The organism is Tabrizicola sp. (assembly GCF_030694085.1).
Taxonomy (GTDB): Bacteria; Pseudomonadota; Alphaproteobacteria; order Rhodobacterales; family Rhodobacteraceae; genus Tabrizicola.
Genome location: NZ_JAUXZE010000035.1, coordinates 441,982 through 466,001 on the forward strand (window position 1 = coordinate 441,982; position 24,020 = coordinate 466,001).

Genomic DNA, 24,020 nt, shown 5'->3' on the forward strand with positions numbered 1-24,020 from the left:
AGGCTCTCCGGTTCGCGCCAACACCTGCCTTGATCCGCCCCGCGCCGCAAGTCCCGTCAATAGGGCGCGGGGTAGGCCCGGTGGGTTTCCGCTATGTCCTCCAGCACTTCTGACGACAATGTGACCCCCGCCGCGCCGATGTTGGTGCGCAACTGCCCCAGCGTCGTTGCCCCGATGATCGGGATCGTCGGGAAGGGCCGCGTCCGGCAGAAGGCGATCGCCATCTGGCAGGGATCAAGGCCGTGTCGCGCCGCCACCCCCAGATAGGCCGCCACCGCCGGGAAGACCTGCGCCGTTACCCGCCCCGAAAGATCCGGGTTCAGGCTGCGGCGCGAACCTTCGGGGATCACGTCGCCCGCATACTTGCCGCTGAGAAGCCCGGTCGCCAGGGGCGAGAAGGCCAGCAGCGGCATGTCCTCGATCACCGAAAGCTCGGCCCAGTCGGTGTCGAACTGGCGGCACAGAAGCGAATATTCGTTCTGCACCGTCGCCATGCGGGGCAGGCCCAGCGTGTCGGCCAGATGCAGCCAGCGCGCTGCCCCCCAGACGCTTTCGTTCGACAAGCCGATGGCGCGGATCTTGCCTTCGGTCACCAACGCCTGCGCCGTAGTCAGGATGTCGGTCATGTTCGCGGTCTCGGCCGCCCGGTCCAGCTTCGGCGGCTGATAGCGCCACATCTGGCGGAAGTGGTAGCTCCCGCGGTTCGGCCAGTGCAGCTGGTAAAGGTCGATGTAGTCCGTCTGCAGTCGCTTCAGGCTGGCATCGACCGCAGCCCGCATCACCGCCCCCGTTGTCACTTCGCCCGGCCGCAGGATCGGCCCCTTGCCCGCCACCTTGGTCGCAAGCACGATCCGGTCCCGCCCCCCACGTGAGGCGAGCCAGGTCCCGATGATCTCTTCGGTCCGCCCGGCGGTTTCCGCGCGGACCGGGTTGACCGGATACATTTCGGCCGTGTCCCAGAACGTCACGCCCGCCTCCACCGCCATGTCGGCCTGGGCATGGCCCTCGGCTTCGGTGTTCTGGGTTCCCCAGGTCATCGTGCCAAGGCACAGCTCGGAAACGGTCAGGCCGGTCTTGCCAAGGGTCAGGGTCTGCATCGGGAAACTCCTTCTGGTTGCCGGCAAAGCTAGGCCGGTTCCGTGACAGGGCAAAGACCCACGCTTGAGAACATTGTGCGAACACGCTAGCTTTTCCGCATGAGTCTGCCGATCCACCACCAAAGCCGCCGCGCCGAGCCGCAGCAACCGCTGGCCGGGGGCCTGACCCTGCACCGGGGTCGAGTGCATGAACTGTGCGGCCCATCGCGTCTGATGCTGGCCGCACGGATCATGGCCAAAGGCCACGGCCCGGTGATCTGGATTCGCCCCGGCTGGGCCACAGAACGGCTGAACGCAGCGGGCCTGCAGTCCCTCGCCGACCCGTCGCGCCTGATCGTCGTCCAGGCGCAGCGCGACGATGGTCTTCTCTGGGCCGCCGAGGAATCGCTCCGCTCTGGCGCGGCCCCGCTTGTCATCGCCGAGCTTCTCGCGCCCCCCGCCCTGACCCCCACCCGCCGCCTGCACCTGGCGGCCGAGACGGGGGCCGAGACCGCGCGCCGTGACACAGCCACCCCACCCCTGGGCCTGATCCTCCTGCCGGGCCAGGGCGGCGCGCAGGGGGTGGAAAGCCGCTGGCACATGGCCCCTGCCCCCAGCCGGGCGCTGCTGTGGTCGGACGAGGACAGCTTCACCCTTACCCGCCTGCGCGCCCGCCTTCTGCCCCCCGCCAGCTGGTCTCTGCGCATCCGGCGCCAAGACGAAGAGCTTGAACCCCGCGCCCTGCCCGACCTCTGACTTGACTTCGATCATGGAACCCCTCGCCCACCTGTGACTTGCTTCCAGGACCCCAGAGCAAGGAGACGAAGATGGAGATCACCTTCCACGGCAAGACAGCCCTTGTCACCGGCGCGGGCTCCGGCATCGGCGCCGCCATCGCCACAGGTCTGGCCGCAAGCGGCGCAAAGGTTCTGGTTCAGGACCTGAACCGCGATGCCGCCGCCCGCGTGGCCGAGGCCATCGTCCAGACCGGCGGTGAGGCCCGTGCCACCGGCGGCGACGTGGCCGACGCCCCCACCGTCGAACGCCTGGTAGCCGAGGCCGCCGACTGGGGTGGCGGCCTGCATCTTCTGGTCAACAATGCCGGAATCAGCGGGCCGATGCTGCCCACCGGCGAATACACCATCGAAGGCTGGCACCGGGTGATGGACGTGAACCTGAACTCTGTCTTCTATGGCATGCGCTACGCCATCCCGACGATGCTGGACGCGGGCGGGGGCTCAATCGTCAACATCGCCTCGATCCTCGGCTCGGTCGGCTTTGCCAATGCCTCGGCCTACACCGCCGCCAAGCACGCGCTTCTGGGCCTGACCCGCGCGGCCGCGCTGGAATATTCCGCCAAGGGCATCCGTGTGAACGCCATCGGCCCGGCCTTCATCGACACGCCGCTTCTCGGCAACCTGCCCCCCGGCGCCAAGGAGGCACTGATCGGTGCGCACCCCATCGGTCGCCTCGGCCGGTCCGAAGAGGTCGCGGACCTTACGCAATACCTGCTGTCGGACCGGGCAAGCTTTATCACCGGCTCCTACCACCTGGTCGACGGCGGCTACTGCGCGCAATAGCACGACGGCTTGACTTTGACCTCTGCCCTCCGGGTGCTAGCATCACCGCAGCCAACCGGAGGGCCCCATGCGACGCCTCGTCCTCGCCACCCTGCTCGTCCTCGGCATGGCCTCTGCCCCGCAAGCCGGAACCGTCGCCTACAGGATCGACACGGCCAACTCGACCGTCGCCTTCGAGACCGACTTTGGCCCGGACCTCATCACCGGGTCCTTCCCGCTGGAAAAAGCCGACCTCGGCCTCGACTTCGCCAATGTCGCGAACTGCACCATCGACGTGGCCCTCGACGTGACCGGGGCAAAGGCCAGCTTCCCCTTTGCCGCCCAGGCGCTGAAAGGTCCCAAGGTGCTGGACGCCAGGGGCCATCCCCGGATGACCTTCACCAGCACATCGGTCAGGGGTGAGGGCGACGCGGCCCGGGTCACCGGCAACCTAACCATCCGGGGCGTCACGAAGGAAGTCACCCTCAAGGCCCAGATCTTCCGCCCAAAGGGCAGCGCGCCCGATGACCTCGACCACCTGACCATCACGCTTTCGGGCCGCGTCAACCGCTCCGACTTCGGGGCGACCGGATGGGCCGACATGGTGGGCGACGAGGTCCGCATCCTGATCACCGCCCGCATCGACGCGCAGGGTTGAGATGGCCCTCCGCAACGGTCCCGACGCGTTCGGCCTCGTCACCCGCGTCATCCACTGGACCATGATGCTCCTCGTCATCGCCCAGCTCTCCCTTGGCCTGCGCATCAGCGACATGGAACCTGGGCTGTCGAACCTCTGGCTTTACGGCCTGCACAAGACCATCGGCTTCGCCGTCCTTGCCCTGATCCTCGCCCGCATCGCCTGGCACATCGTCAGCCCACCGCCCCTCCCTTTTGGCCCCCGGAACGCCGCCTTCTGGGCCGCCCGCGCCGCGCATTGGGCGATCTACGCCCTTCTGATTGCCATTCCCCTGACCGGCTGGGCCGGCAGTTCAGCCACCGGCATCGACGTGATGATCGCCGACCGCTGGACGGTTCCGCCCCTGGTCGATGCCTCCGAAGTTGGTGAGGCCTTCTGGTTCCGCCTGCATGACAGTCTGACCAAGGTCTTCATCGGCCTTCTCACCATCCACATGCTTGCCGCCTTCAAGCGCGAGATGGAGGGGGACGGGACTCTCACCCGGATGATCCGCGGCAAGGCTTAGGCGGCTAGCCCTTTCCCCGCGCTTGGGCTAAGCAATCGCCGGACTCACGGAAGGCGCAGACATGGCACGCATCCTCATCACCTCGGCCATTCCCTACATCAACGGGATCAAGCACCTTGGGAACCTCGTCGGGTCGCAGCTGCCCGCCGACCTCTTCGCCCGCTTCAACCGCGCGATGGGGCATGAGGTCATGTTCATCTGCGCCACCGACGAACACGGCACCCCCGCCGAACTTGCGGCCGCCAAGGCGGGCAAGCCGGTCGAGGCCTACTGTGCCGAGATGCACGCCGTCCAGGCCGAGATCGCGCGCGGCTTCCGCCTGTCCTTCGACCATTTCGGGCGGTCGTCCAGCCAACGGAACCACCGGCTGACCCAGCATTTCGCGGGCAAGCTGGCCGAAAACGGGTTGATCGAGGAAGTCAGCGAAAAGCAGGTCTTCTCGATCGACGACAACCGCTTCCTGCCCGACCGTTACATCACCGGCACCTGCCCGAACTGTGGCTACGAATCCGCCCGTGGCGACCAATGCGAGAACTGCACCAAGCAGCTGGACCCGACTGACCTGATCAATCCGCGCTCGTCCATCTCGGGCTCGACCAACCTCGAAGTCCGGGAAACCAAGCACCTCTACCTCAAGCAGCGCGCCCTGCGCGACAAGCTGGAAGCCTGGATCGACTCCAAGAAGGACTGGCCGATCCTGACCACCTCGATCGCGAAGAAATGGCTGAACGACGGCGACGGGTTGCAGGACCGGGGCATCACCCGCGACCTTTACTGGGGCATCCCGGTCAAGAAGGGCGACCAGCCCTGGCCGGGGATGGAGGGCAAGGTCTTCTACGTCTGGTTCGACGCCCCCATCGAATACATCGCCTGCACCGCCGAATGGGCCGACGCCAACGGCAAGACCGACGCCGACTGGGAACGCTGGTGGCGCACCGACAAGGGAGCGTCCGACGTCACCTACTATCAGTTCATGGGCAAGGACAACGTGCCCTTCCACACCCTTTCGTTCCCCGCCACGATCCTGGGGTCCGGGGAACCGTGGAAGCTGGTCGACTACCTCAAGTCCTTCAACTACCTCAACTATGACGGCGGCCAGTTCTCGACCAGCCAGGGCCGGGGCGTGTTCATGGACCAGGCCCTGTCGATCCTGCCCGCCGACTACTGGCGCTGGTGGCTTTTGTCGCACGCCCCGGAATCGAGCGATAGCGAGTTCACCTGGGAGAATTTCCAGACCTCAGTGAACAAGGACCTCGCCGACGTCCTCGGCAACCTCGTCTCCCGCGTGACCAAGTTCGCCGTGTCCAAGTTCGGCAATGACGTCCCCGCCGGTGGAACCTTCGGCCCGCTGGAGACCGCCCTCATCGCCGATCTCGGCGCGCGCATCACCGACTACACGGCCTTGATGCAACAGATGGAGGTCCGCAAGGCTGCCGCCGAGCTGCGCGCGATCTGGGTCATCGGTAACGAATACCTGCAATCCGCCGCCCCTTGGTCGGTGGTCAAGACTGACCCCGAGCAGGCGCAGGCCATCGTTCGTCTCGCCCTTAACCTGATCCGGGTCTACGCGATCCTGTCGGCCCCCTTTATCCCCGATGCGTCGGCCACGATGATGAAGGCTGTCGGCTCGGTCGACTGGACCTGGCCGGCCGACATCTCCGCCGCGATGCGGACCCTCTCCGCTGGTCACCGCTTCCAGGTGCCCGAGAACCTGTTCCGCAAGATCACCGACGAAGAGCGCGCTGATTGGCAGAGCCGCTTCTCCGGCGTGAGAGCCTAGGCAACTTTCCGCCATTCGTGCAGGTGCAGAATCCTGCGGCTGGGGACCGGCCTTCGATCGTCACGCCCGGCCCAGGATTTGCGGGCCACTGCCATCCGTCTGCCCGGGGCCTGTCCTTCGACAGTGTGACACTGGTTCCGTTTCGGAAACACAGCGTTTGCATGCAGTTGCGGGAAGACGGTTCCCCGAGACGAATCGCGCGCAGCAGCTGCGCTGGTCCGTTCGCCGCGCAGCGGAAAAAGGTTCGTTTGCAGCCGCAGAAACACCCCCGCGTCGGGCGGATTTTTGCGACTTCGGCGGACCCGCGGAACAAAATTCCGCCAATCCTGAAATCTTGGGGAGCCACGCCACGCATATCAATGGTAGTGTCTGCCCATCAAACCCGAGTCGCTGCCCCCGACTTGCTGCCATGTCAGGAGAACTCGCGAGATGACCCAAGTTCTGCAATCGCGTAGCCGCCCCTTCAGAACCTATGCTGCCGTCGCCCTGTTCCTTGCCGTGTATGGTGGAGTGCTGGTATTCGTATTCGCGCCCAAGGACCTGATCTCTGTTCAGTCACCGACCGCCCTGATTGCGTCCGACTGACCGCGCTTCAGATGATCGCCCCTTCCACAAGCGCGCGCCCCTCGGCGATACGCTCGTAGTGGAATTCGGTCATGTCCAGCGTCTGGTAGGCTCCATGCGCGATCATCTCGGCGGTCGCCCGCCCCATTGCGGGTGACTGCTGCAGCCCGTGGCCTGAAAAGCCGTTCAGGAACAGGAAGTTGCCGATTTCGGGATGTGGCCCGGTGATCGCGTTCTGGTCCAGGACGTTGTAATCGTACTGACCGGCCCATTCGCTGATCACCTTCACCGCCTCGAAGGCCGGGATGCGGGTGGCAAGTGTCGGCCAGATCTTCTCCAGCCGCAGATCGTTGTCCATCGCAAAATCATCGAAGTCCACCGCCGGGTCGACATCGGCATGGCCCCCAGCCATGTAGGTCCCTCCGCCCACTTCCCTGGCGAAGACCCCTGACGGATCAATGACCAGCGGCAAGGGCCGGTCCAGTGGCTCGGCCGCCTGGATCACCCAGTTGAACCGTTTCCGGGGCTCGACCGGGATGGTTATCCCAGCCATCGCCGCCACCCTCGCCCCCCGGGTCCCGGCTGCGTTCACCACGGTTCCACAGCCGACCGTCCGGCCCGATTTCAGCCGAACGCCCGAGACCCGCGACCCCGAGACATCCAGCCCCATCACCTCGTCCGCGACATATTCCACCCCTGCCTCGCGGGCCTTGCGTCGGAACCAGTCGAAGACGGTCGAACCATCGAAGTAGCCTTCGTCCTGCGTGTTCAGGCTGCCCAGCACCAGGTCATCCACCACCATGAACGGGAACTCGGCCCGCATCTCGTCCGGGGTCAGAATCCGCGTCCCCGCCCCCGCTGCCGCCTGCACCTTCTGGTTGGCGCGCAGGACGCTGGCGAAATCTTCCCCGTCCGCAAGGTAAAGGTAGCCGAAATTCTGGATCTTCAGCTCTGGCACCCGCGGATCGCCCCCCATCCGCTGCCGCAGCGACTGCACGAAATCGGCCCCGAACTGCGAGATGCGGATGTTCAACTCGGTCGAGAACTGCTGGCGGATGCACGAGAAACTCAGCGTCGTCGCGGCCTTCTCGTAGGACGGGTCGCGCTCGATCACCAGGACCCGGCCCTTGAAGCCCATCTGCGTCAGCCACCAGGCTGTCGACGATCCCATGATCGCCCCGCCGATGATCACCACGTCATAGTTGCCGTGACCCGGTTCCGTCTGAAATCCCTGCATTTCCGTCCTGCCTGAAGCGCGCGCCGCAGGTGTAGCGCAGCTTCCCGACCGGGTAAATGCGGGGTCTAGTCCTGCGGCGGCGGCACATCGACAGAGGGCAGCCAGGGCTTGATGTCCAGAAGCGGCGTGCCGTCGAAGGCGTCTAGCGCATCAAAGGTCAGCAGGCCCGCTTCCCGGTCGATCTCCCGCAGCCGGACCACGCCCACTGCGATCGGGTTCGGGCGGGCGGGCGCGCGCAGGGCGAACACTCCGGTCGGGCCCGCGCGGTGCGGCGGGTTCAGCACGATCATGTCGCGCCGCGCCCGCCCGGTCCAGTACAGCAGGATCACGGCCTGCCCCGCCGCAAGCCCCAGCAGGCCTGGCCGGAACGGCAGGTCGACCTCGGCCTCGAACTTGCCGCCAGCCTCGCGTGCCTCGCGCAGGTTTTTCGGGCAATTGCCCTGCGACCAGGGACTCCGCAGCCGCCCGATGAAGCGCAGATGCGCATCGTCAGCGATCCGGGCAGGGTCGAAGCTCAGCGCGGCCTCGCCCGGACGGACGGTTTTCCCGTTGGAAGCCTCGGTCATGCAGGGGGCCTCCGGCCTCTGGCGTCGCGGCATGCTGATGCGCCGAAGGCCCCGATGCAAGATCAGTCGTTGGCGGTGCCGTGATCCATCGTCGAGTGATCCATTTCCGCCATGCCCATCGCCGGATCGACCTGGAACTCGATCTCCACCGGGCCTGCCTTCTCGAAGATCAGCGTGGCCTTGTGCATCTCGCCCTCGATCAGGGGCCCGGTCAGGCCCATGAACATGACATGATACCCGCCCCGCTCCAGATTGACGGTCCCGCCGGCCGGAATCTCCAGCGCCTCGATATGGGTCATCGTGCCGACGCCGTTCGCGTCGACCTTGCTTTCATGCACCTCGGACTTGGCCGCGATGGCTGAGTCCACCCCTATCAGACGGTCTGCCTCGGACCCGGTGTTGACGATGGCCATGTAGCCCCCGGCCGTCTTCGCCGTGGCCGCAGGCTGGGGGATGTGGGGATGGATGATCTGAAGATCGCCCGCGATGATTTCGTGCGCCAGGGTCGGCGCAGCAAGCAAAAGGGCGGTGGCAAATGCAATAAGTCGTTTCATGGTCAGGTCCTTTCGGGGGACATGCAGGGGTTGGGAGTGATCCGCCGCACCGGGCGGGCCAATGGTGCCGGAGAGGTCTGCAGCGGCACCCAGAAGGGCACGCGGCCGCGATCAGCCGACCGGCGGCCCCTGCGGCGCCCGCGCCAGGTCCAGGACCCGAGCCGCCCTTACGTTTTCGCGTGGAGCCGTCACCTCGGCCAAGAGCTGTAGCGCTGCCGGACGGACCGGGCCCGAAAACTGCGGCAAATCCGCGCCGCCCGCGATCTGGCAGGCCTGGCACAGCGGATCGGCATGGCGTGAGCCGTCGCCCGCCGTGCCGCAAATGTCCGCGACCGAGGCCCCGGCCGCAAGCATTGCCGCAACGGTCTGGTCATCGGCATCGGGCATGCGATGCGCGAACCCGGTCGCGACCAGCGACAGGGTGAGAAGGGCCAGAAGCACCATCCGGCGAAGCTGAGCGACGAGAACCAGCATCGTGCTGGCTTAGGCCGGGCAAAAGACGTGGTCAACCGGGCAAAGCGGCGCAGGTGGCTTGCCTTGGCAGGGCGTCGGGAAAAGAGTGGGGCAGCAACCCAAGTCACCCGGATTACCAAGATGCCCGACCTCGTCCCTGTCTTCGACGGCCACAACGACATCGTCCTGAAGATCGCCGCCGCGGGCGAGAGCCGCGCACAACTCTGGCTGAAGGGCGAAGGGGCCGGGCACCTTGACCTTCCCCGGATGCAGTCGTCGGGCTTCGCGGGCGGAATCTTCGCGATCTACATCCCCTCGCCCGAGACCAAAGACGTCGCCGCCTATCACGACCTGATGGACAACCCGCCCTACGACCTGCAGCTTCCGGCGTTGATCGACCACGGGGCGGCCCAGCCCGTCGCGGTCGAGATGCTGGGACACCTATTGTGGATGGAGCGCGTCTCGGGTGGCCGCTTCCGCTGGTGCCGCTCGGCCGCGGATATCCGCGCCGCAATTGCGGCGGGTGCGGTCGCTGGGGTTCTGCACTTCGAGGGAGCCGAGCCTATTGGCCCGAACCTCGACGCGCTCCACCTCTATCACGCGATGGGCCTGCGCTCGCTTGGGCCGGTCTGGAGTCGCCCGACGATCTTTGGCCACGGCGTCCCGTTCCGTTTCCCATCGACCAGCGACACCGGGCCGGGGCTGACCGACATTGGCAAGGCGCTCGTGCGCGAATGTAACGCGCTGAAGATCATGATTGACCTCAGCCACCTGAACGAGACCGGATTCTGGGACGTGGCGAAGCTGTCGGATGCCCCATTGGTCGCCACCCATTCCAACGCCCATGCCGTGACACCGTCCAGCCGCAACCTTTCGGACCGCCAGCTGCGCGCCATCGGCGAGACCGGCGGCATGGTCGGCCTGAACTTCGCCACCTGCTTCCTGCGCCCGGATGGCCGCGAAAGCCCCGAGATGACGCTTGATCCGGTCATGCACCATATCGAACACCTGCTGAAACTGGCCGGCGAGGACGGTGTTGGCCTTGGCTCGGACTATGACGGGGCGACAACGCCGCGGGACATCGGAGGGGTCGAAGGTCTGCCGGTCCTCATCGCCGCGATGCGGGAAATGGGCTTGGGCGAGACACTGATCCACAAGATCGCACATGGCAACTGGCTGCGGCTTCTGGAACGCACCTGGGGGGCCTGACCGGGCCGCTCGTCGATGACTTCGTCACTCCTCGCTGGGGTCCGCTCCGACGAGAAGACGAAGTCGCACGAGGAGGTTACGCTGCAAGTGCGACGCGCAATCCCTCCGCCAGATCGACAAAGCGGTCGGACAGCGGGTTCGACCGCCGCCAGACCATGCCGATTGTCCGCGACGGACGCGGCTCGCGCAGGCGGTGCAGCACGACCGGGGCCGCACGGCCCTCCACTGTCGCGGCCATCTCGGGGATCAGTGTCACCCCGATCCCGGCCCCAACCATCTGGACCAGTGTCGCCAGCGAAGAGCCTTCCATGATGTCGCCCGTCAGCCCCGGCGACAGCTTGCAGACCGCAATCGCCTGATCCCGGAAGCAGTGGCCTTCCTCCAGCAGCAGAAGCTGCATCTTCCGCAACTCCTCCAGCGCCGGAACCGGGTGATCTGCCGCCCGCTCGGGCCGCACCAGCAGGAACTCCTCCTCCAGCAGTGGATGCTCCACCAGCGAGGGCGCTCCGGCCGGCAACGCCAGCAGCGCCAGGTCCAGCCGCCCCTCGCCCAGGTCGCGCAGCAGCTTCGGCGTCACCGCCTCGCGCGGGCGCAGGTCCAGGTCGGGGAACCGTCCCGACAAAGCGCGCATCAGACGCGGCAGCAGATAGGGCGCCACGGTCGGGATCACCCCCAGCCGCAGTCGCCCAGACAGCGGCCCCGTCGAGGCCCGCGCCAGCGCCCCCAGTTCGTCCACCGCCCGCAGCACGTCCCGCGCCCGCAGCGCGAATTCCTCGCCCAGCGTGGTCAGGCTGATCTGCCGCGCCCCCCGTTCGACCAGCGGCGCACCCAGGATGTCTTCAAGCTCCTTCACCTGCAGCGACAGCGCCGGTTGCGAGATCGACGAGGCCTCCGCCGCCCGGCCAAAGTGCCGGTTTCGGGCCAGCGCGTCGAAATACCGCAGATGCTTGACGGTGATCTTTGTCATAGGCTCTGCATATCGCGGCGATAGGAAAATGAAAATTCCTATTATCGCCCGAGGGTGCTACCGATAACCCACGATATGACGCATCCGAGTCGCCCTCCGGTACCGGGACCGGGCGTTTGGAGCGTTTTTTTGGATGCAGTTCAGGGAGAGCAAGATGGACGGCAATGACGTTGGACGCACGGGCAAATGCCCCGTGATGCATGGGGCGATCACCACGACCGACACTTCGGTAATGGACTGGTGGCCCAAGTCGCTGAACCTCGACATCCTGCACCAGCACGACACCAAGGTGAATCCGCTGACGGGTTTCAACTACCGTGAGGAAGTGAAAAAGCTCGACTTTGATTCGGTGAAGCGTGACCTGATCGCCCTTATGACCGACAGCCAGGACTGGTGGCCGGCCGACTGGGGACATTACGGCGGCCTCTTCATCCGCATGTCCTGGCATGCCGCCGGAACCTACCGGATGGCCGACGGACGCGGTGGCGCCGGGACCGGCAACCACCGCTTCGCGCCGCTGAATTCCTGGCCCGACAACGCCAACCTCGACAAGGCCCGCCGCCTTCTGTGGCCGCTGAAGAAGAAATACGGCAACCGCCTGTCCTGGGCCGACCTGATGGTTCTGGCCGGGACCGTCGCCTACGAATCGATGGGCCTCAAGACCTTCGGCTTCGGCTTTGGCCGCGAGGACATCTGGCATCCCGAAAAGGACGTCTACTGGGGCTCCGAGAAGGAATGGCTGACCGACCAGCGCTATCCGACCAAGGAAGACCGCACGTCGCTGGAAAACCCGCTGGCCGCCGTGGTCATGGGTCTGATCTACGTGAACCCGCAAGGGGTTGACGGCCAGCCCGACCCCGCCCGCACCGCGATGGACGTCCGCGAAACCTTCGCCCGCATGGCGATGGATGACGAGGAGACCGTCGCGCTGACCGCTGGCGGCCACACGGTCGGCAAGGCACATGGCAACAACGACGCCGCCCGCATCGGGGCCGAACCCGAAGGCGCGGCGCTGGAAGAAGGCGGCCTTGGCTGGATGGTCCACTCCGCCCGTTCCGTGGGCCGCGACACCATCACCTCGGGGCTGGAAGGCGCCTGGACCGCCAACCCGACGAAGTGGGACGGCGGCTATTTCCACCTGCTGCTCAAGTACGACTGGGAACTGGTGAAATCCCCTGCGGGGGCCTTCCAGTGGCAGCCGATCAACATCGCGCCCGAGGATATGCCGGTCGATGTCGAGGACCCGTCGATCCGCGTGATGCCGATGATGACCGACGCCGACATGGCGATGAAGGTCGACCCGATCTACCGCGAAATTTCCGAACGCTTCGCCAAGGATCAGGCCGCGTTCAGCGACGCCTTCGCCCGCGCCTGGTTCAAGCTGACCCACCGCGACATGGGGCCGAAGGTGCGTTACTTGGGGCCGTGGGTGCCGCAGGAAGACCTGATCTGGCAGGACCCGGTTCCCGTCGGTTCGACCTCGTGGAACGTCGACGCCGTGAAGGCCAGGATCGCTGCTTCCGGCCTCTCGGTCTCGGACATGGTCGCGACGGCCTGGGATTCGGCCCGCACCTTCCGTGGCTCGGACAACCGGGGCGGTGCCAACGGCGCCCGCATCCGTCTGGCCCCGCAGAAGGACTGGGAAGGCAACGAACCCGCCCGCCTGTCGCGCGTGTTGTCGGTGCTGAACCCCATCGCCAAGGAAGCCGGGGCCTCGCTGGCCGATGTGATCGTGCTGGCCGGGAACGTCGGTGTCGAGCACGCGGCGAAAGCTGCTGGCGTTGACGTCACGGTCCCCTTCCACGCCGGTCGCGGCGATGCGACCGACGCGGACACCGACGCTGAAAGCTTCTCGGTGCTGGAGCCGGTCGCTGATGGCTTCCGCAACTGGATGAAGAAGGACTATGCCGTTTCGGCCGAGGAACTGCTTCTCGACCGCGCGCAGCTCATGGGCCTGACCGCGCATGAGATGACCTGCCTGATCGGCGGGATGCGGGTGATCGGCACCAACCACGGCGGGACCAAGCACGGGGTCTTCACCGACCGCGTCGGCGCGCTGACCACCGACTTCTTCACCGGCCTCACGGACATGGCGCTGAAGTGGGTGCCGAAGGGAACCAACGCCTACGACCTCACCGACCGCAAGACCGGCGCGGTCAAGTGGACGGCGACCCGCGCGGATCTGGTGTTCGGCTCGAACTCGATCCTGCGCGCCTATGCCGAGGTCTATGCCCAGGACGACAACCGCGAGAAGTTCGTCTGCGACTTCGTCTCGGCCTGGGTCAAGGTGATGGAAGCCGACCGCTTCGACCTGCGCGCCTGATCGCGCGCCGGGCACCAAGGACGCCCGGACCCTTGCGGTCCGGGCGGTTCGCCATTTCCCGTGGTCGGTCCTGCCCCACCTCTCGACCGACTCGGTGGAAAGAATTATTCCTGTGCATGGAACCACTCGGCCCCCCTGTGCGTTTTGCCGCCAAGCGGTGCTGGGCGACTGACACCAAGGGGGGAACGGGGGAATGGATGACGGGGCATGATCGGTCAGTCAGGGGTCTTTCGACTGAGGAAGACCTCCGCGCCCTTTACGAGTTCACCGACGCAATTTACCACGCCCGCTCTGCCGACGACATCTATGCCTCTGCGCTGGATGTCATCACCGGCACACTGCACTGCGACAGGGCGTCGATCCTGCTGTTCGATGCGGCTGGAACCATGCAGTTCGTCGCCTGGCGTGGCTTGTCCGACACCTACCGTACGCAACTTGCCGGGCATACGCCGTGGAAGCCGGGTGACAGGGACCCGGCACCGATATTTGTCGAGAACATCGTCGAAACCGATGAACCCGACTGGATAAAGGCGGTGATCGCGGGCGAGGGGATCGTCAGTCTGGGGTTCGTGCCGATCACCCTTGAAGGCCGTGTCATCGGCAAGTTCATGACCTATTACAGCCGCCGCCAGAGCTTCCAGCCGCAATCGCAAACATTGGCCGTCACCATCGCCCGACAACTTGGGTTCAGCATCGGACGGACCCGCGCCGAGGCCGCGCGCGAGGCCGCGCTGTCAGACCTGCGCGTGTCCGAAGCCCGCTTTCGCCAGATGACCGAAGAAGCGCCGATCATGATCTGGATGAGCGATCCCACCGGGCATTGCGAACAGCTCAACAAGCTTGCGCGAGATTTCTGGGGCGTGCCGAAGATGGGTTGGACGGGTTCGATTATTCGGCCACCATCCACCCCGATGACTTTGACCATGTGCTGTCGCAGATGGCCGAGGCGATCGCGCAGAACCGCCCCGTAACCCTGCGCGGCCGCTACGCCAATGTGTCGGGCGACTGGCGCATCCTGCAGACCGAGGCGCGGCCAAGATATGCCTGCGATGGGCGCTTCCTGGGCATGATCGGCGTGAATGTCGACATCACCGAACAGGAAAGCGTCGCCCGACAGCGTGAGCTGATGCTGGCCGAACTGAACCACCGGGTGAAGAATACCCTCGCTGTAGTGCAAGCGATCGCCCACCAGACCTTCAAGTCCGACCGCAACGCGCCCCCGGTAAATACCTTCCTTGGGCGGCTCGGTGTTCTGGCCAGGGCCCATGACATCCTGTCGGGCGTGAACTGGGAAGCCACGCCCATGCATGAACTGGCACGCGAAGTGCTGGGCGAACTTTCCGCCAACCAGGACCGGATCGTCACGGACGGCCCGCCGTTTCTCTTGAAGCCGAAGCAAGCCCTGGCCATCGCGCTTGCGCTGCATGAGCTGCAGACCAACGCGATGAAATACGGCGCACTTTCCGTCGACCAGGGAACGGTCTCGCTACAGTGGCGGCTCCCCTCCAGTCACAGCCTTGAAATCCTCTGGCAAGAGCGTGGCGGTCCGCCCGTCGTCGCCCCCTTGCGCCGGGGGTTCGGGACCCTGATGCTGGAAATGGGTCTGTCCGCCGAGTTGAACGGCGTCGCCAAGCTGGATTTTCAACCGGACGGCCTGCAGTGCCGCATCGAAGCCGCGATCGAAGGGATGAATGTATGAGCGTTCTAGCGGGCCGCCGGATTCTCGTCGTGGAGGACGAGTTCCTGATTGCCACCGTGCTGTGCGACATGCTTCAGGACAGTGGAGCCGTCGTCGTAGGCCCCGCCGCGACGGTGCCCGCAGCGATGCAGCTGTTGCAGGAGGACCCTGTCGATGCGGCGCTTCTGGACATGAACCTGAATGGCCAGTGGAGCGATCCGGTGGCCGAAGATCTGCAGCAGCGACGCATACCGTTCGTCTTTACCACCGGATACGGGGTGAACGCCCGAACCGAAAGGTTCGGGGTGCGAACCGTGTCGAAGCCCTATTCCTGGGAAGAAATCGAACAGCAGCTCGCTCTGTCTATGGTCGAGGCATCCATTCCGCCCAAATGATTGGGCCAATTGCTCGGGCCGACTTCTGAGAGCATTTGCCACCGGGGAACTGTCCGGCATGCGGTCAGACCAAGCTGGTACCCGCGGCCGGGCTCGAACCGGCACGGCCTTGCGGCCAAGGGATTTTAAGTCCCCAGTGTCTACCATTTCACCACGCGGGCAGCCGGGCGGACCTTAGCCTTTGCCGTGCGCCGGGAAAAGACCGCTCCTTGCCATGACCCGACCTTGCGGACTAGCCTGCCGCGAAGCCGACGGAGGCCCGATGCGCAGCTCGCCCCAGACCCTGCCCCGCAGCGAAGACGTGGTGACAGCCGCACTGGCGCATCTGGCCCGGATCGTGCTGGACACGGGCCGCTTCATCTATGCGCACGACGCGGGGGACATCGCCGCCGCACATGACGGCTACAACCTCCTGCGCCATTGCGGGACGCTCTGGTTCATGGCCCGTGCCACGAACACGCTGCCAGGCCGGGCCGATCCCGATCTTCTGGACGCCATCGGCCGGGCGACGGGCTACCTTGGGCGCAAACTCGCCCCGCCGCCCTGGTCGGCACCTGATCGGCCCAGCCTTGGTCTGGTCGGCAATGGTGCGGTCAAGCTTGGCGGCCTTGGCCTCGGCCTGCTGGCCCTGGCTGAAGTCAACGATGTTCAAACGCTGACCCTGGCGCCCATGACCCTGCCCCATCCCCCGCCCGAGACCATGTCCCGGATGCGCACCTATGCCCTGGACGAGATCGAGGGCGACGACTTTCGCCACAAGCGCGATTTCGACACCGGCGAGGTGCTGGGCTTCCGCTCGGACTATTATACCGGCGAGGCGATCTTCGGCCTCCTCGTATCCGGCCCCACCACCGACGACCTCACCCGCGTCACCACCTCATTGATGCGCAAGGGCTATGGCTTTGCCCAGCAAAGCCACTGGATGGCCTATGCCGCCTGCGAAGCCGTCGCGCGCGGGGTAGTGCCCGAGGCACTGGGCTCGGCCTATCTGACCGGGCTGATGGAAGCGATCCTTGGCGACACCCACTACCGCGCACGCCGCCAATCCACTGCAATCGCCTGCCGGACCGAGGCGCTGACCCGCGTGCTTCTCTTGGCCCGCGATCATCCAGGCGTGTTGTCTTCGGACCTTCTGGACCGCATCCGCGTCCATGCGGGCCAGAACCTGGCCCTGCAGCTTGACTGGTATGCGGATGGACAGTTCTGGAAAGGCGACGACGCGCGGAAAGTTCAGATCGACTACATCCAGCACAACGCCACCGCCTTTCTGCATTGGGGGATGCTGGGCGAAGGCTAAGGGGAAGCGCGCCGCAGCATGACCATCAGCCAACCCCTGCCAGCAACCGGCTGACCAGCTCGAAACTGTTCCTGACCCCCATCTTGCGGATCATGTTCGCCCGATGCACCTCGACTGTCCGCGGGGACGACCCCACCGCCAGCGCGATTTCCTTCGAGGTGAACCCGTTCACCAGATAGCGCGCGATCCGCCGCTCGGTCGGGGTCAGCGCGCCCGCAGGTCCTTCCGATTCCAAAGGCCGGTACGTCCAGACGGCCAGCCGCTGCGGGTCTTCCCGGTCCAACGCGGAGCCATGTCCCTCCATCCACAGAACTTGCCCGTCCTTCCGCCGCATGAAGCGTTCGTCGCGGTAGACCGCCGCCCCCTGCATCGCCTTGCGTGCGCGTTCGCCGATCAGCTCGTAATCCGTCTGACCCGGATACAGGATACGGATCGACTGCCCCTCCACCTCGCGCGGGGTCCAGCCGAACACCGCCTCGACCCGCAAGCTGGCCCGCAGGATCACCCGGTCCGCCAGGATCAGCGTCGCGTCCGGCGCATGCTGGAACGCCAGCTTCTCATAGTCACGCATCCGCCCTCCCTACGTAGCCATATACGTATTCTTACGGATGGCAGGTCCGCGCGCAATCTTTCAGGATCAGCCCGGTCCGATGTTCCCGCCCCAGCCGCGGAACCGGAGGGAGAACACCGATGAACAAAGTCTATCCCAGCGCCGCTGCGGCCCTCGACGGGCTTCTGCATGACGGCATGCTGATCGCGTCCGGCGGCTTCGGCCTCTGCGGCATCCCCGAACTTCTGATTGCCGCCATCCGCGACGCCGGCACCAAGAACCTGACCGTCGCCTCGAACAACGCGGGCGTCGACGGCTTTGGCCTGGGCGTTTTGCTGGAGACGCGGCAGGTCAAGAAGATGATCTCGTCCTACGTGGGCGAGAACGCCGAATTCATGCGCCAGTATCTCAGCGGAGAGCTGGAGCTTGAATTCAACCCGCAAGGCACGCTGGCCGAACGGATGCGGGCGGGCGGCGCGGGCATCCCCGGCTTCTACACCGCGACCGGCGTCGGCACTGTCATCGCCGAGGGCAAGGAACACCACGACTTCGACGGCCGCACCTACATCCTGGAACGCGGCATCGTCGCCGACCTTGCAATCGTGAAGGCCTGGAAGGCGGACCCCTCGGGGAACCTCGTCTTCCGCAAGACCGCGCGCAACTTCAACGTTCCCGCCGCCACCTGCGGCAAGACCTGTGTGGTGGAGGTCGAGGAAATCGTGCCGCTGGGCAGCCTCGACCCCGACACGATCCACCTGCCGGGGATCTACGTCCACCGGATCGTCACCGGAACGCACGAAAAGCGCATCGAACAGCGGACCGTCCGCAAGAAGGAGGCTGTGTGATGAGCGAGACCAAAGGATGGGACCGCAACGGCATGGCCGCCCGCGCCGCGCAGGAATTGCAGGACGGGACCTACGTGAACCTTGGCATCGGCATCCCGACGCTGGTGTCTAACTACATCCCAAAGGGCATCAGCGTCACCCTGCAGTCCGAAAACGGGATGCTTGGGATGGGTCCCTTCCCGTTCGAGGGCGAAGAGGACCCCGACCTGATCAACGCGGGCAAGCAGACCATCACCGAACTGCCGCAGACCGCCTATTTCGACTCTGCCCAAAGCTTCGCCATGATCCGCGGCGGCAAGATCGCGATGGCGATCCTGGGCGCGATGGAGGTGGCCGAGAACGGCGATCTTGCAAACTGGATGATCCCCGGCAAGCTCGTCAAGGGCATGGGCGGCGCGATGGACCTGGTGGCCGGGGTCGGCCGCGTCGTCGTCGTGATGGACCACACCTCGAAGCACGGCGAGTCCAAAGTGCTGAAAGCCTGCACCCTGCCGCTGACCGGCAAGGCCGTGGTCAACCGCATCATCACCAACCTTTGCGTGCTGGACGTCGTCCCGGGTGGGCTGAAGCTGGTGGAATGTGCCCCCGGCGTGACCGAGGCCGAAGTGCGCGCCGCGACCGAGGCCACCCTTGTCTGACCATCTCGTCACCCGCGAGCACGGAGCGACCAAGGGCCGCTTCGTGATCCGCCGCGGCGAGGAAGAGGCGGAACTGACCTATTCCATCACGACGCCGACCCTGATCATCGCCGACCACACCGGCGTCCCGGACAGCTTCCGGGGCACGGGGGCGGGTCTGGCTCTGGTCGAGGCGTTGGTGGCCGCGGCCCGGAGGGACGGCTTCAAGGTCGTCCCCCTGTGCCCCTTCGTGAACGCCACCCGCAAGAAACACCCCGACTGGGCCGACGTCTTCGTCTAACCCTCTACAGCCCCGCGATGTCGGTGCGGAAGACGCATGGGTCGGTCACCAGCATCGGCGGGCTGACGCAAAGCCCCTGCGCCACCTGCCAGGCCGCCAGCACCTTCGGCACATAATCCCGCGTTTCGGCATAGGGCGGCACGCCGCTGTTCTTGCGCACCGCGCCCTCGCCCGCATTGTAGGCGGCAAGCACCATGACCGGATCGTTGTCGAACTCTTCCAAGAGCCAGTCCAGATAGGCGACCCCGCCCTTGATGTTCTGCACCGGGTCCTTGCTGTCGCTGACCCCAAAGCGTTCGGCCGTCGCCGGGATCAGCTGCATCAGCCCGACCGCTCCGGCATGGCTGATCGCATCCGACCGCCCCGCGCTTTCGATCCCGATCACCGCCAGCACCAGCGCGGGCGAGACATTGGTGTCCAGCGTGGCGCGCAGGATGTCCTTGCCATAGGCGTCCGCCATGTCCTGCATGGTCTGCAGCCGCGGCGCCCTGACACCCGTCCCATCTGGCCCCTGCGACAGCGAAGCCAGCGCCACGTCGAAACGGTCCGCCGCCCCGCCGATCCCCGCCGGGACCTTGTCCCAGAACCAGGCGTAGGACGAAGCCGGGGCTGGCCCGGGCTCGCCCACCGGGCCGACGGACTTGTCCGCCACCTTCGGCTCTTTCAGCCCGTGATCGGGGTTCGGATCGACCTTCGGCAGCGCCGCTATGTAGCGTGCCTGTTCCTCGGGGTCGATCTGCACGGTGATCCGCTTGCCGGGCAGGCTTTCGCCGACCTTGACCCGCTTGAAGCTGGTCTCTGCCAAGGACGCCTGGGGAAGGGCCGCGCAGAGAATCGCTGCGGTCCAGTAGGTTCTGCTCATCATGTCGGGGCCTGCTCGCCTCGTTGTTTTGCGGGAAGAATCGCAGGTTCGCACAACCCTAGCCAGCACTTTCGCCGTACAATCATGGCAATTTCGCCAGAATTGACCGGAAAACCACGGCCTAGCATGGAAGGGTGAACAGATTCCTAAAATTTGTTTCGTGTAAATTCAGAAGCTTGCCCATATTTTCGCGGATTTTGGGGGGCAACCGAAAATCTCCAGATGTCGTCCAAACTGCTGCCACGTTTCAGGGGCTATATATGTCCATACCGAACGACGAAGGCGCAGCGAAGGCCAGATCGAAGCGGTTGAGTGAATGATGAGCACCTTAGAAAGGGACAAGACCATGACCAATTTCTCCGCTTTCCTGAAAGACGAAGCCGGCGCCGTGACCGTTGACTGGGTGGTCCTGACCGCCGCCGTCGTGGGCCTCGGCCTCCTGATCTTCAACTGGGTCCGCCCGGCCGTGTCGAACCTGGCACAGGCGATCAACACCGAGCTGACCGACGCTCAGACCTGCATGTCGAGCAACGGCACCAACTGCTAATAACTATCTCGGATAGTCTGCTCTGGCCGCGCTTCGAAAGAAGCGCGGCCAGTTGCATTTTGCGCCCCGGGTCTTGACCGGCAGGTTGGACCTTCGGCATCGACCTGACGGGCGAAGACCCTGCATCCAGGATGGGACATCAACGCCTGCCGGTAACTTCACGCCTTTTGCCACGAAAGCCACCGGATCACCCCGCTTTCGCCGCAGAGTTGCAAAGAACGTGATCCGCCCGATCGCCATTCAAGATTTATTTCATTAATTATCAATAACTTGAACGATTTTCAGAAGCCACAGACGCTCGGCCCAGAAATAACCCAAGCCGTCCAAACTCCTGCCACGATTGTCGGGCCAGATGCTCCCATACCGACCGAACACGGCAGTCGCCAGATCGCACCGGTTGACACAGGGAACACCTTAGAAGGGACATGACCATGACCAACTTTTCCGCCTTCCTGAAAGACGAATCCGGCGCCGTGACCGTGGACTGGGTCGTTCTGACCGCCGCTGTCGTGGGCCTTGGCCTGCTGATCTTCAACTGGGTTCGCCCGGCCGTCTCGAACCTGGCTGAAGCGATCAGCACCGAACTCGCAGATGCCCAAGCCTGCATGGAACAGAACAACGCCGCAACCTGCTAATAAGCCCAGGTCGCACGTTCTTCGGGCCGCGCCTCAGCAGAGGCGCGGCCCTTCCAATTTCAGGAACCGTGCCTCGCCGGTTCGGGAAACAGTTACCCCCCGACTGCAAGATTGTAGCCCGACATCCGTTAAACTTTCGCCGCATTCCCCAGCCAAGCTGCAGCCGTCACGGATCGCCCGTCGCGGGTGCAGGACATAGGGCGCAGCAGCTTTCCGCCCTGTTCCCGGCAGTCACGACCGATCCATTCACCGATTCGGGGCTCCCCGCCCGCAAGCTTGCAAGGGGCGCCCCCAGCACACTAGAAGCAGCGCCGGGCCGCCACAGTCAGACCTAGGGCCGCTCCCAGCAAGTAGAGGGTAGAAATGAGAGCAGTATTTGCATTGGTCCTCCTGGTCGGCATGGGGCTGGCCGGTGTGGCCGTCTACATGATCCAGGGCTACATGTCGGACCTGGAAACCGCGCTGCAGCAAGAGCGGTCTTTCAACGCCAAGGCCGGCAAGCTGGTCGAGGTCTATGTCTTCGCCAAGGCCAAGGGCTACGGCGATGCGCTTGCGGAAGGGGATGTCCAGCTGATCTACTGGCCCGAGAAGTCGCTGCCGAAAGAGATCTTCCGCGACAAGGACACCCTATTCCCGCCAAATGCCGATGGCCCGCGCTACATCATGCGCTCGACCGTGGCGTTCGAGCCTGTTCTCACCAGCCGGGTGACCGAGCCGGGGCAGCTGGCCAGCCTCACCTCCAAGCTGGAAAAGGGCAAGCGCGCCTTCGCAATCCGCGTGGGCATGGATTCGGGTGTGTCGAACTTCGTGAAGCCGGACGACTTCATCGACATCCTGTGGACCGGCAACGTGCCGGGCTATGAGGGCCGGATCACGCGCCAGATCGAAAACGCCGTTCAGGTCATCGCCGTCGACAACGCGCTGAACGAAGGCCAGATCACCACGGACACTGTTGCTCAGACGGTAACGGTCGCAGCAACGCCCGAGCAGGTGGCCCGTCTGGCACAGGCGCAGGCGACGGGCGAACTGACGCTGTCGCTGGCGCTCGACGCCACCGAGATGGTCGAAGGCACGATCGAGACCGACACCAAGTCCCTGCTTGGCATCGTCGAGGTCGCCCCCGAGGTTGTGGCTCCGGTGATCGAACAGAAAGTGTGCTACGCCAAGCAGCGCAGCGGCGGGGTCCTGGTCGACACCGATGTTGTGATCCCCTGCAAGGACTGAACTGCCATCCACAAGGCATCGGGGCGCGGCCACATTATCTGGGGCCGCGCCCCGTTCTTTTTTCAATCCGTTGCGACCTGTTGCAGTTTATCCACATCAACAACTTCCCCCAAAGCATTGATTATTGCAAAAAAAGCGGCACTGGGTCATTCTCCCCGGACATAAGGGCGTTCAAGACCCAAACGAGGCGTGGTCGAAAGGGCAGATCACATGAACATGAAACGACTTCTGACTGCAGCGTACATTGGTGCGGCTCTCGCATCGACGGCGCTGACGCCGGTCTCCGCCGAAGTCCTGCGCGTTTTGCAGGGCCAGGCTTCCGAAGCACTCAACGTTCCGATGAACCGGGCCGTTGTCGTCGAAAGTGACGTTCCCTTCGCGGAACTCTCGATCGCGAACCCGGGCATCGCTGATATCTCGACGCTGTCCGACCGCTCCATCTACGTTCTTGGCAAGGCACCCGGGCGTACGACGCTCACGCTATTGTCGCCTGAGGGGCAACTGATCTCGAACGTCGACGTGCACGTCACGCCCGACATCGCCGAATTCAAGGAGCGTCTCCAGCAGATCATCCCCGGTGAAAACATCGAGGTTCGGACCGCCAACGACGGGATCGTGCTGTCCGGTCAGGTCTCCTCGACCGCCAAGATGGACCGGGCGCTCGACCTCGCCAACCGCTACGCGCCGGATCGGGTCTCGAACCTGATGGTGGTGGGCGGGACGCAGCAGGTCATGCTGAAAGTCCGCTTCGCCGAAATGAACCGGACGGTCAGCAAGGCGCTTGGCGGCGGTTTGACTCTCACCGGCTCTGGAAGCAGCGGCAGTGGCGTCATTGGTGGTGGCGGCGGACTGTCGAACGCCTTCGGTGGCGTGGGCGTCAGTTTCGGTGTCGGGGATTTGTCCTTCCAGGTTCTGCTGGAAGCGTTGGAAACCAAGGGCATGGTCCGCACACTGGCCGAGCCGAACTTGACCGCGCTGTCGGGCCAGGAAGCCAAGTTCCTTGCCGGTGGCGAATATCCGGTGCCGGTGGCGCAGGACAACGACACGATCACCGTCGAATTCAAACCCTTCGGTGTGGAACTGAACTTCACCCCGGTGGTCGTGGATCAGGATATCATCAACCTGACCATCGACGCTGCGGTTTCGTCACTTGACCCGGCGAATGGTTTCTCCATCGACCAAGGCTTCAGTATCGCCGCCTTCAAACGCCGCGAGACATCCACGACGGTCGAGATGCGGGACGGACAAAGCTTCGCGATTGCGGGCCTTCTGCAAGACGACTTCCGCAACGACCTGACCCAACTGCCGTGGGCGGCGGACATTCCGATCCTGGGCGCGCTGTTCCGCAGTGCGAACTACCGGCGCGAACAAAGCGAGTTGGTCATCATTGTCACTCCGCACCTCGTCAATCCGGTGGCGGGCGCGGCTCTGGCGCTGCCGACTGACCGGGTCCGCATCCCGACCGAACGCGAGCTGTTCCTGTTCGGCGAAGTGGCCACCAGCCCCAAGAAGGGTGCGGCGGCCGAAGTTGCCCGGCAGGACTTCAGCTCGTCCTACGGCTATGTGATGGAGTAAGGAG

At 64.9% G+C, this 24,020-nt stretch carries 27 protein-coding genes and 1 tRNA gene; 19 read left to right on the forward strand and 9 right to left on the reverse strand.

From position 1 onward, the window contains the following. Positions 1 to 56: 56 nt before the first annotated feature. The gene (locus tag Q8M85_RS07140) at positions 57 to 1,097 is read right to left on the reverse strand and encodes an aldo/keto reductase (protein WP_305542164.1); all 1,041 of its coding nucleotides are present in this window, start codon (positions 1,095 to 1,097) and stop codon (positions 57 to 59) included. Positions 1,098 to 1,196: 99 nt separating this feature from the next. Between Q8M85_RS07140 and Q8M85_RS07145 the strand changes: the two genes are divergently transcribed. From Q8M85_RS07145 to Q8M85_RS07170, 6 genes are all read left to right on the forward strand, one after another. Further along, on the forward strand, positions 1,197 to 1,832 hold the full coding sequence (locus Q8M85_RS07145) for an ImuA family protein (protein WP_305542167.1): 636 nt from the start codon (positions 1,197 to 1,199) through the stop codon (positions 1,830 to 1,832). Positions 1,833 to 1,903: 71 nt separating this feature from the next. Further along, complete coding sequence (locus Q8M85_RS07150) at positions 1,904 to 2,656, forward strand: SDR family NAD(P)-dependent oxidoreductase (RefSeq protein WP_305542170.1); 753 nt, start codon at positions 1,904 to 1,906, stop codon at positions 2,654 to 2,656. 67 nt (positions 2,657 to 2,723) lie between these two features. Next, positions 2,724 to 3,293, forward strand: a complete 570-nt coding sequence (locus Q8M85_RS07155) for a YceI family protein (RefSeq protein ID WP_305542173.1) — start codon at positions 2,724 to 2,726, stop codon at positions 3,291 to 3,293. Position 3,294: 1 nt separating this feature from the next. Further along, positions 3,295 to 3,837, forward strand: coding sequence for a cytochrome b (locus Q8M85_RS07160; RefSeq protein WP_305542176.1), 543 nt, complete (start codon positions 3,295 to 3,297; stop codon positions 3,835 to 3,837). Between the two features lie 61 nt (positions 3,838 to 3,898). Beyond that, on the forward strand, positions 3,899 to 5,617 hold the full coding sequence (gene metG, locus Q8M85_RS07165; RefSeq protein WP_305542179.1) for a methionine--tRNA ligase: 1,719 nt from the start codon (positions 3,899 to 3,901) through the stop codon (positions 5,615 to 5,617). 429 nt (positions 5,618 to 6,046) lie between these two features. Next, positions 6,047 to 6,202, forward strand: a complete 156-nt coding sequence (locus tag Q8M85_RS07170) for a hypothetical protein (protein WP_305542182.1) — start codon at positions 6,047 to 6,049, stop codon at positions 6,200 to 6,202. Between the two features lie 7 nt (positions 6,203 to 6,209). Here the strand turns inward: Q8M85_RS07170 and Q8M85_RS07175 are convergent, their stop codons facing one another. From Q8M85_RS07175 to Q8M85_RS07190, 4 genes are all read right to left on the reverse strand, one after another. Further along, positions 6,210 to 7,418 carry an FAD-binding oxidoreductase gene (locus tag Q8M85_RS07175; protein WP_305542185.1) on the reverse strand — a complete coding sequence of 403 codons (1,209 nt, stop codon included), beginning with the start codon at positions 7,416 to 7,418 and terminating at the stop codon, positions 6,210 to 6,212. Between the two features lie 65 nt (positions 7,419 to 7,483). Beyond that, on the reverse strand, positions 7,484 to 7,984 hold the full coding sequence (locus Q8M85_RS07180; RefSeq protein ID WP_305542188.1) for a TrmO family methyltransferase: 501 nt from the start codon (positions 7,982 to 7,984) through the stop codon (positions 7,484 to 7,486). Positions 7,985 to 8,046: 62 nt separating this feature from the next. After that, positions 8,047 to 8,538, reverse strand: coding sequence for a copper chaperone PCu(A)C (locus Q8M85_RS07185; protein ID WP_305542191.1), 492 nt, complete (start codon positions 8,536 to 8,538; stop codon positions 8,047 to 8,049). A gap of 111 nt (positions 8,539 to 8,649) precedes the next feature. Next, a complete protein-coding gene (locus Q8M85_RS07190) occupies positions 8,650 to 9,012 on the reverse strand; it encodes a hypothetical protein (protein WP_305542194.1) in 363 nt (120 codons plus the stop codon). A 120-nt stretch (positions 9,013 to 9,132) separates the two neighbouring features. On the opposite strand from Q8M85_RS07190, the gene Q8M85_RS07195 reads away from it, so the two are divergent. Further along, positions 9,133 to 10,200 carry a dipeptidase gene (locus tag Q8M85_RS07195; RefSeq protein ID WP_305542197.1) on the forward strand — a complete coding sequence of 356 codons (1,068 nt, stop codon included), beginning with the start codon at positions 9,133 to 9,135 and terminating at the stop codon, positions 10,198 to 10,200. Between the two features lie 76 nt (positions 10,201 to 10,276). Here Q8M85_RS07195 and Q8M85_RS07200 read toward each other — a convergent pair whose 3' ends face one another. Then, on the reverse strand, positions 10,277 to 11,167 hold the full coding sequence (locus tag Q8M85_RS07200; RefSeq protein WP_305542200.1) for a hydrogen peroxide-inducible genes activator: 891 nt from the start codon (positions 11,165 to 11,167) through the stop codon (positions 10,277 to 10,279). Between the two features lie 154 nt (positions 11,168 to 11,321). On the opposite strand from Q8M85_RS07200, the gene katG reads away from it, so the two are divergent. From katG to Q8M85_RS07220, 4 genes are all read left to right on the forward strand, one after another. Continuing rightward, on the forward strand, positions 11,322 to 13,490 hold the full coding sequence (gene katG / locus Q8M85_RS07205) for a catalase/peroxidase HPI (RefSeq protein WP_305542202.1): 2,169 nt from the start codon (positions 11,322 to 11,324) through the stop codon (positions 13,488 to 13,490). A 197-nt stretch (positions 13,491 to 13,687) separates the two neighbouring features. After that, on the forward strand, positions 13,688 to 14,461 hold the full coding sequence (locus Q8M85_RS07210; protein WP_305542205.1) for a GAF domain-containing protein: 774 nt from the start codon (positions 13,688 to 13,690) through the stop codon (positions 14,459 to 14,461). Next, the gene (locus tag Q8M85_RS07215) at positions 14,365 to 15,189 is read left to right on the forward strand and encodes an HWE histidine kinase domain-containing protein (RefSeq protein WP_305542208.1); all 825 of its coding nucleotides are present in this window, start codon (positions 14,365 to 14,367) and stop codon (positions 15,187 to 15,189) included. Before Q8M85_RS07210 ends, Q8M85_RS07215 begins: the two co-directional genes overlap by 97 nt. Continuing rightward, positions 15,186 to 15,563, forward strand: coding sequence for a response regulator (locus Q8M85_RS07220; protein ID WP_305542211.1), 378 nt, complete (start codon positions 15,186 to 15,188; stop codon positions 15,561 to 15,563). Before Q8M85_RS07215 ends, Q8M85_RS07220 begins: the two co-directional genes overlap by 4 nt. A gap of 75 nt (positions 15,564 to 15,638) precedes the next feature. Here Q8M85_RS07220 and Q8M85_RS07225 read toward each other — a convergent pair. Continuing rightward, positions 15,639 to 15,724 (reverse strand) — tRNA-Leu (locus tag Q8M85_RS07225). A 101-nt stretch (positions 15,725 to 15,825) separates the two neighbouring features. On the opposite strand from Q8M85_RS07225, the gene Q8M85_RS07230 reads away from it, so the two are divergent. Next, positions 15,826 to 16,860, forward strand: coding sequence for a hypothetical protein (locus tag Q8M85_RS07230; RefSeq protein ID WP_305542214.1), 1,035 nt, complete (start codon positions 15,826 to 15,828; stop codon positions 16,858 to 16,860). Positions 16,861 to 16,885: 25 nt separating this feature from the next. Here the strand turns inward: Q8M85_RS07230 and Q8M85_RS07235 are convergent, their stop codons facing one another. Further along, on the reverse strand, positions 16,886 to 17,431 hold the full coding sequence (locus Q8M85_RS07235; RefSeq protein ID WP_305542217.1) for a LuxR C-terminal-related transcriptional regulator: 546 nt from the start codon (positions 17,429 to 17,431) through the stop codon (positions 16,886 to 16,888). 119 nt (positions 17,432 to 17,550) lie between these two features. Between Q8M85_RS07235 and Q8M85_RS07240 the strand changes: the two genes are divergently transcribed. The 3 genes from Q8M85_RS07240 to Q8M85_RS07250 are packed head-to-tail and all read left to right on the forward strand — an operon-like array spanning position 17,551 to position 19,173. Further along, positions 17,551 to 18,255, forward strand: a complete 705-nt coding sequence (locus Q8M85_RS07240) for a CoA transferase subunit A (RefSeq protein WP_305542220.1) — start codon at positions 17,551 to 17,553, stop codon at positions 18,253 to 18,255. Then, positions 18,255 to 18,893, forward strand: coding sequence for a CoA transferase subunit B (locus Q8M85_RS07245; protein ID WP_305542223.1), 639 nt, complete (start codon positions 18,255 to 18,257; stop codon positions 18,891 to 18,893). Before Q8M85_RS07240 ends, Q8M85_RS07245 begins: the two co-directional genes overlap by 1 nt. After that, complete coding sequence (locus tag Q8M85_RS07250; protein ID WP_305542226.1) at positions 18,886 to 19,173, forward strand: GNAT family N-acetyltransferase; 288 nt, start codon at positions 18,886 to 18,888, stop codon at positions 19,171 to 19,173. Before Q8M85_RS07245 ends, Q8M85_RS07250 begins: the two co-directional genes overlap by 8 nt. 4 nt (positions 19,174 to 19,177) lie before the next feature. On the opposite strand, the gene Q8M85_RS07255 is transcribed toward Q8M85_RS07250, so the two are convergent. Then, positions 19,178 to 20,038: a lytic transglycosylase domain-containing protein gene (locus Q8M85_RS07255; RefSeq protein WP_305542229.1), complete on the reverse strand. Its 861-nt coding sequence runs from the start codon at positions 20,036 to 20,038 to the stop codon at positions 19,178 to 19,180. Between the two features lie 343 nt (positions 20,039 to 20,381). Here Q8M85_RS07255 and Q8M85_RS07260 point away from each other — a divergent pair, with 343 nt between their 5' ends. The 4 genes from Q8M85_RS07260 (at position 20,382) to Q8M85_RS07275 (ending at position 24,016) form a co-directional block, all read left to right on the forward strand. Next, positions 20,382 to 20,582 carry a hypothetical protein gene (locus tag Q8M85_RS07260; protein WP_305542232.1) on the forward strand — a complete coding sequence of 67 codons (201 nt, stop codon included), beginning with the start codon at positions 20,382 to 20,384 and terminating at the stop codon, positions 20,580 to 20,582. A gap of 431 nt (positions 20,583 to 21,013) precedes the next feature. Then, positions 21,014 to 21,217, forward strand: coding sequence for a Flp family type IVb pilin (locus Q8M85_RS07265; protein WP_305542235.1), 204 nt, complete (start codon positions 21,014 to 21,016; stop codon positions 21,215 to 21,217). A 363-nt stretch (positions 21,218 to 21,580) separates the two neighbouring features. Further along, a complete protein-coding gene (gene cpaB / locus Q8M85_RS07270; protein WP_305542238.1) occupies positions 21,581 to 22,441 on the forward strand; it encodes a Flp pilus assembly protein CpaB in 861 nt (286 codons plus the stop codon). A gap of 210 nt (positions 22,442 to 22,651) precedes the next feature. Then, positions 22,652 to 24,016 (forward strand): type II and III secretion system protein family protein, encoded by a 1,365-nt coding sequence (locus tag Q8M85_RS07275; protein ID WP_305542242.1) that lies wholly within the window; start codon positions 22,652 to 22,654, stop codon positions 24,014 to 24,016. The last annotated feature ends 4 nt before the right edge of the window (positions 24,017 to 24,020 follow it).

Coding starts and splice junctions, on each gene's coding strand:
- Q8M85_RS07180 (WP_305542188.1), bottom strand. CDS start 7,984: ATGACCGAGGCTTCCAACGGGAAAACCGTCCGTCCGGGCGAGGCCGCG.
- Q8M85_RS07240 (WP_305542220.1), top strand. CDS start 17,551: ATGAACAAAGTCTATCCCAGCGCCGCTGCGGCCCTCGACGGGCTTCTG.
- Q8M85_RS07210 (WP_305542205.1), top strand. CDS start 13,688: ATGACGGGGCATGATCGGTCAGTCAGGGGTCTTTCGACTGAGGAAGAC.
- Q8M85_RS07140 (WP_305542164.1), bottom strand. CDS start 1,097: ATGCAGACCCTGACCCTTGGCAAGACCGGCCTGACCGTTTCCGAGCTG.
- Q8M85_RS07195 (WP_305542197.1), top strand. CDS start 9,133: ATGCCCGACCTCGTCCCTGTCTTCGACGGCCACAACGACATCGTCCTG.
- Q8M85_RS07145 (WP_305542167.1), top strand. CDS start 1,197: ATGAGTCTGCCGATCCACCACCAAAGCCGCCGCGCCGAGCCGCAGCAA.
- Q8M85_RS07230 (WP_305542214.1), top strand. CDS start 15,826: ATGCGCAGCTCGCCCCAGACCCTGCCCCGCAGCGAAGACGTGGTGACA.
- cpaB (WP_305542238.1), top strand. CDS start 21,581: ATGAGAGCAGTATTTGCATTGGTCCTCCTGGTCGGCATGGGGCTGGCC.
- Q8M85_RS07170 (WP_305542182.1), top strand. CDS start 6,047: ATGACCCAAGTTCTGCAATCGCGTAGCCGCCCCTTCAGAACCTATGCT.
- Q8M85_RS07235 (WP_305542217.1), bottom strand. CDS start 17,431: ATGCGTGACTATGAGAAGCTGGCGTTCCAGCATGCGCCGGACGCGACG.
- Q8M85_RS07160 (WP_305542176.1), top strand. CDS start 3,295: ATGGCCCTCCGCAACGGTCCCGACGCGTTCGGCCTCGTCACCCGCGTC.
- Q8M85_RS07155 (WP_305542173.1), top strand. CDS start 2,724: ATGCGACGCCTCGTCCTCGCCACCCTGCTCGTCCTCGGCATGGCCTCT.
- Q8M85_RS07265 (WP_305542235.1), top strand. CDS start 21,014: ATGACCAACTTTTCCGCCTTCCTGAAAGACGAATCCGGCGCCGTGACC.
- Q8M85_RS07190 (WP_305542194.1), bottom strand. CDS start 9,012: ATGCTGGTTCTCGTCGCTCAGCTTCGCCGGATGGTGCTTCTGGCCCTT.
- Q8M85_RS07260 (WP_305542232.1), top strand. CDS start 20,382: ATGACCAATTTCTCCGCTTTCCTGAAAGACGAAGCCGGCGCCGTGACC.
- Q8M85_RS07255 (WP_305542229.1), bottom strand. CDS start 20,038: ATGATGAGCAGAACCTACTGGACCGCAGCGATTCTCTGCGCGGCCCTT.
- Q8M85_RS07200 (WP_305542200.1), bottom strand. CDS start 11,167: ATGACAAAGATCACCGTCAAGCATCTGCGGTATTTCGACGCGCTGGCC.
- katG (WP_305542202.1), top strand. CDS start 11,322: ATGGACGGCAATGACGTTGGACGCACGGGCAAATGCCCCGTGATGCAT.
- Q8M85_RS07220 (WP_305542211.1), top strand. CDS start 15,186: ATGAGCGTTCTAGCGGGCCGCCGGATTCTCGTCGTGGAGGACGAGTTC.
- Q8M85_RS07150 (WP_305542170.1), top strand. CDS start 1,904: ATGGAGATCACCTTCCACGGCAAGACAGCCCTTGTCACCGGCGCGGGC.
- Q8M85_RS07185 (WP_305542191.1), bottom strand. CDS start 8,538: ATGAAACGACTTATTGCATTTGCCACCGCCCTTTTGCTTGCTGCGCCG.
- metG (WP_305542179.1), top strand. CDS start 3,899: ATGGCACGCATCCTCATCACCTCGGCCATTCCCTACATCAACGGGATC.
- Q8M85_RS07175 (WP_305542185.1), bottom strand. CDS start 7,418: ATGCAGGGATTTCAGACGGAACCGGGTCACGGCAACTATGACGTGGTG.
- Q8M85_RS07245 (WP_305542223.1), top strand. CDS start 18,255: ATGAGCGAGACCAAAGGATGGGACCGCAACGGCATGGCCGCCCGCGCC.
- Q8M85_RS07275 (WP_305542242.1), top strand. CDS start 22,652: ATGAACATGAAACGACTTCTGACTGCAGCGTACATTGGTGCGGCTCTC.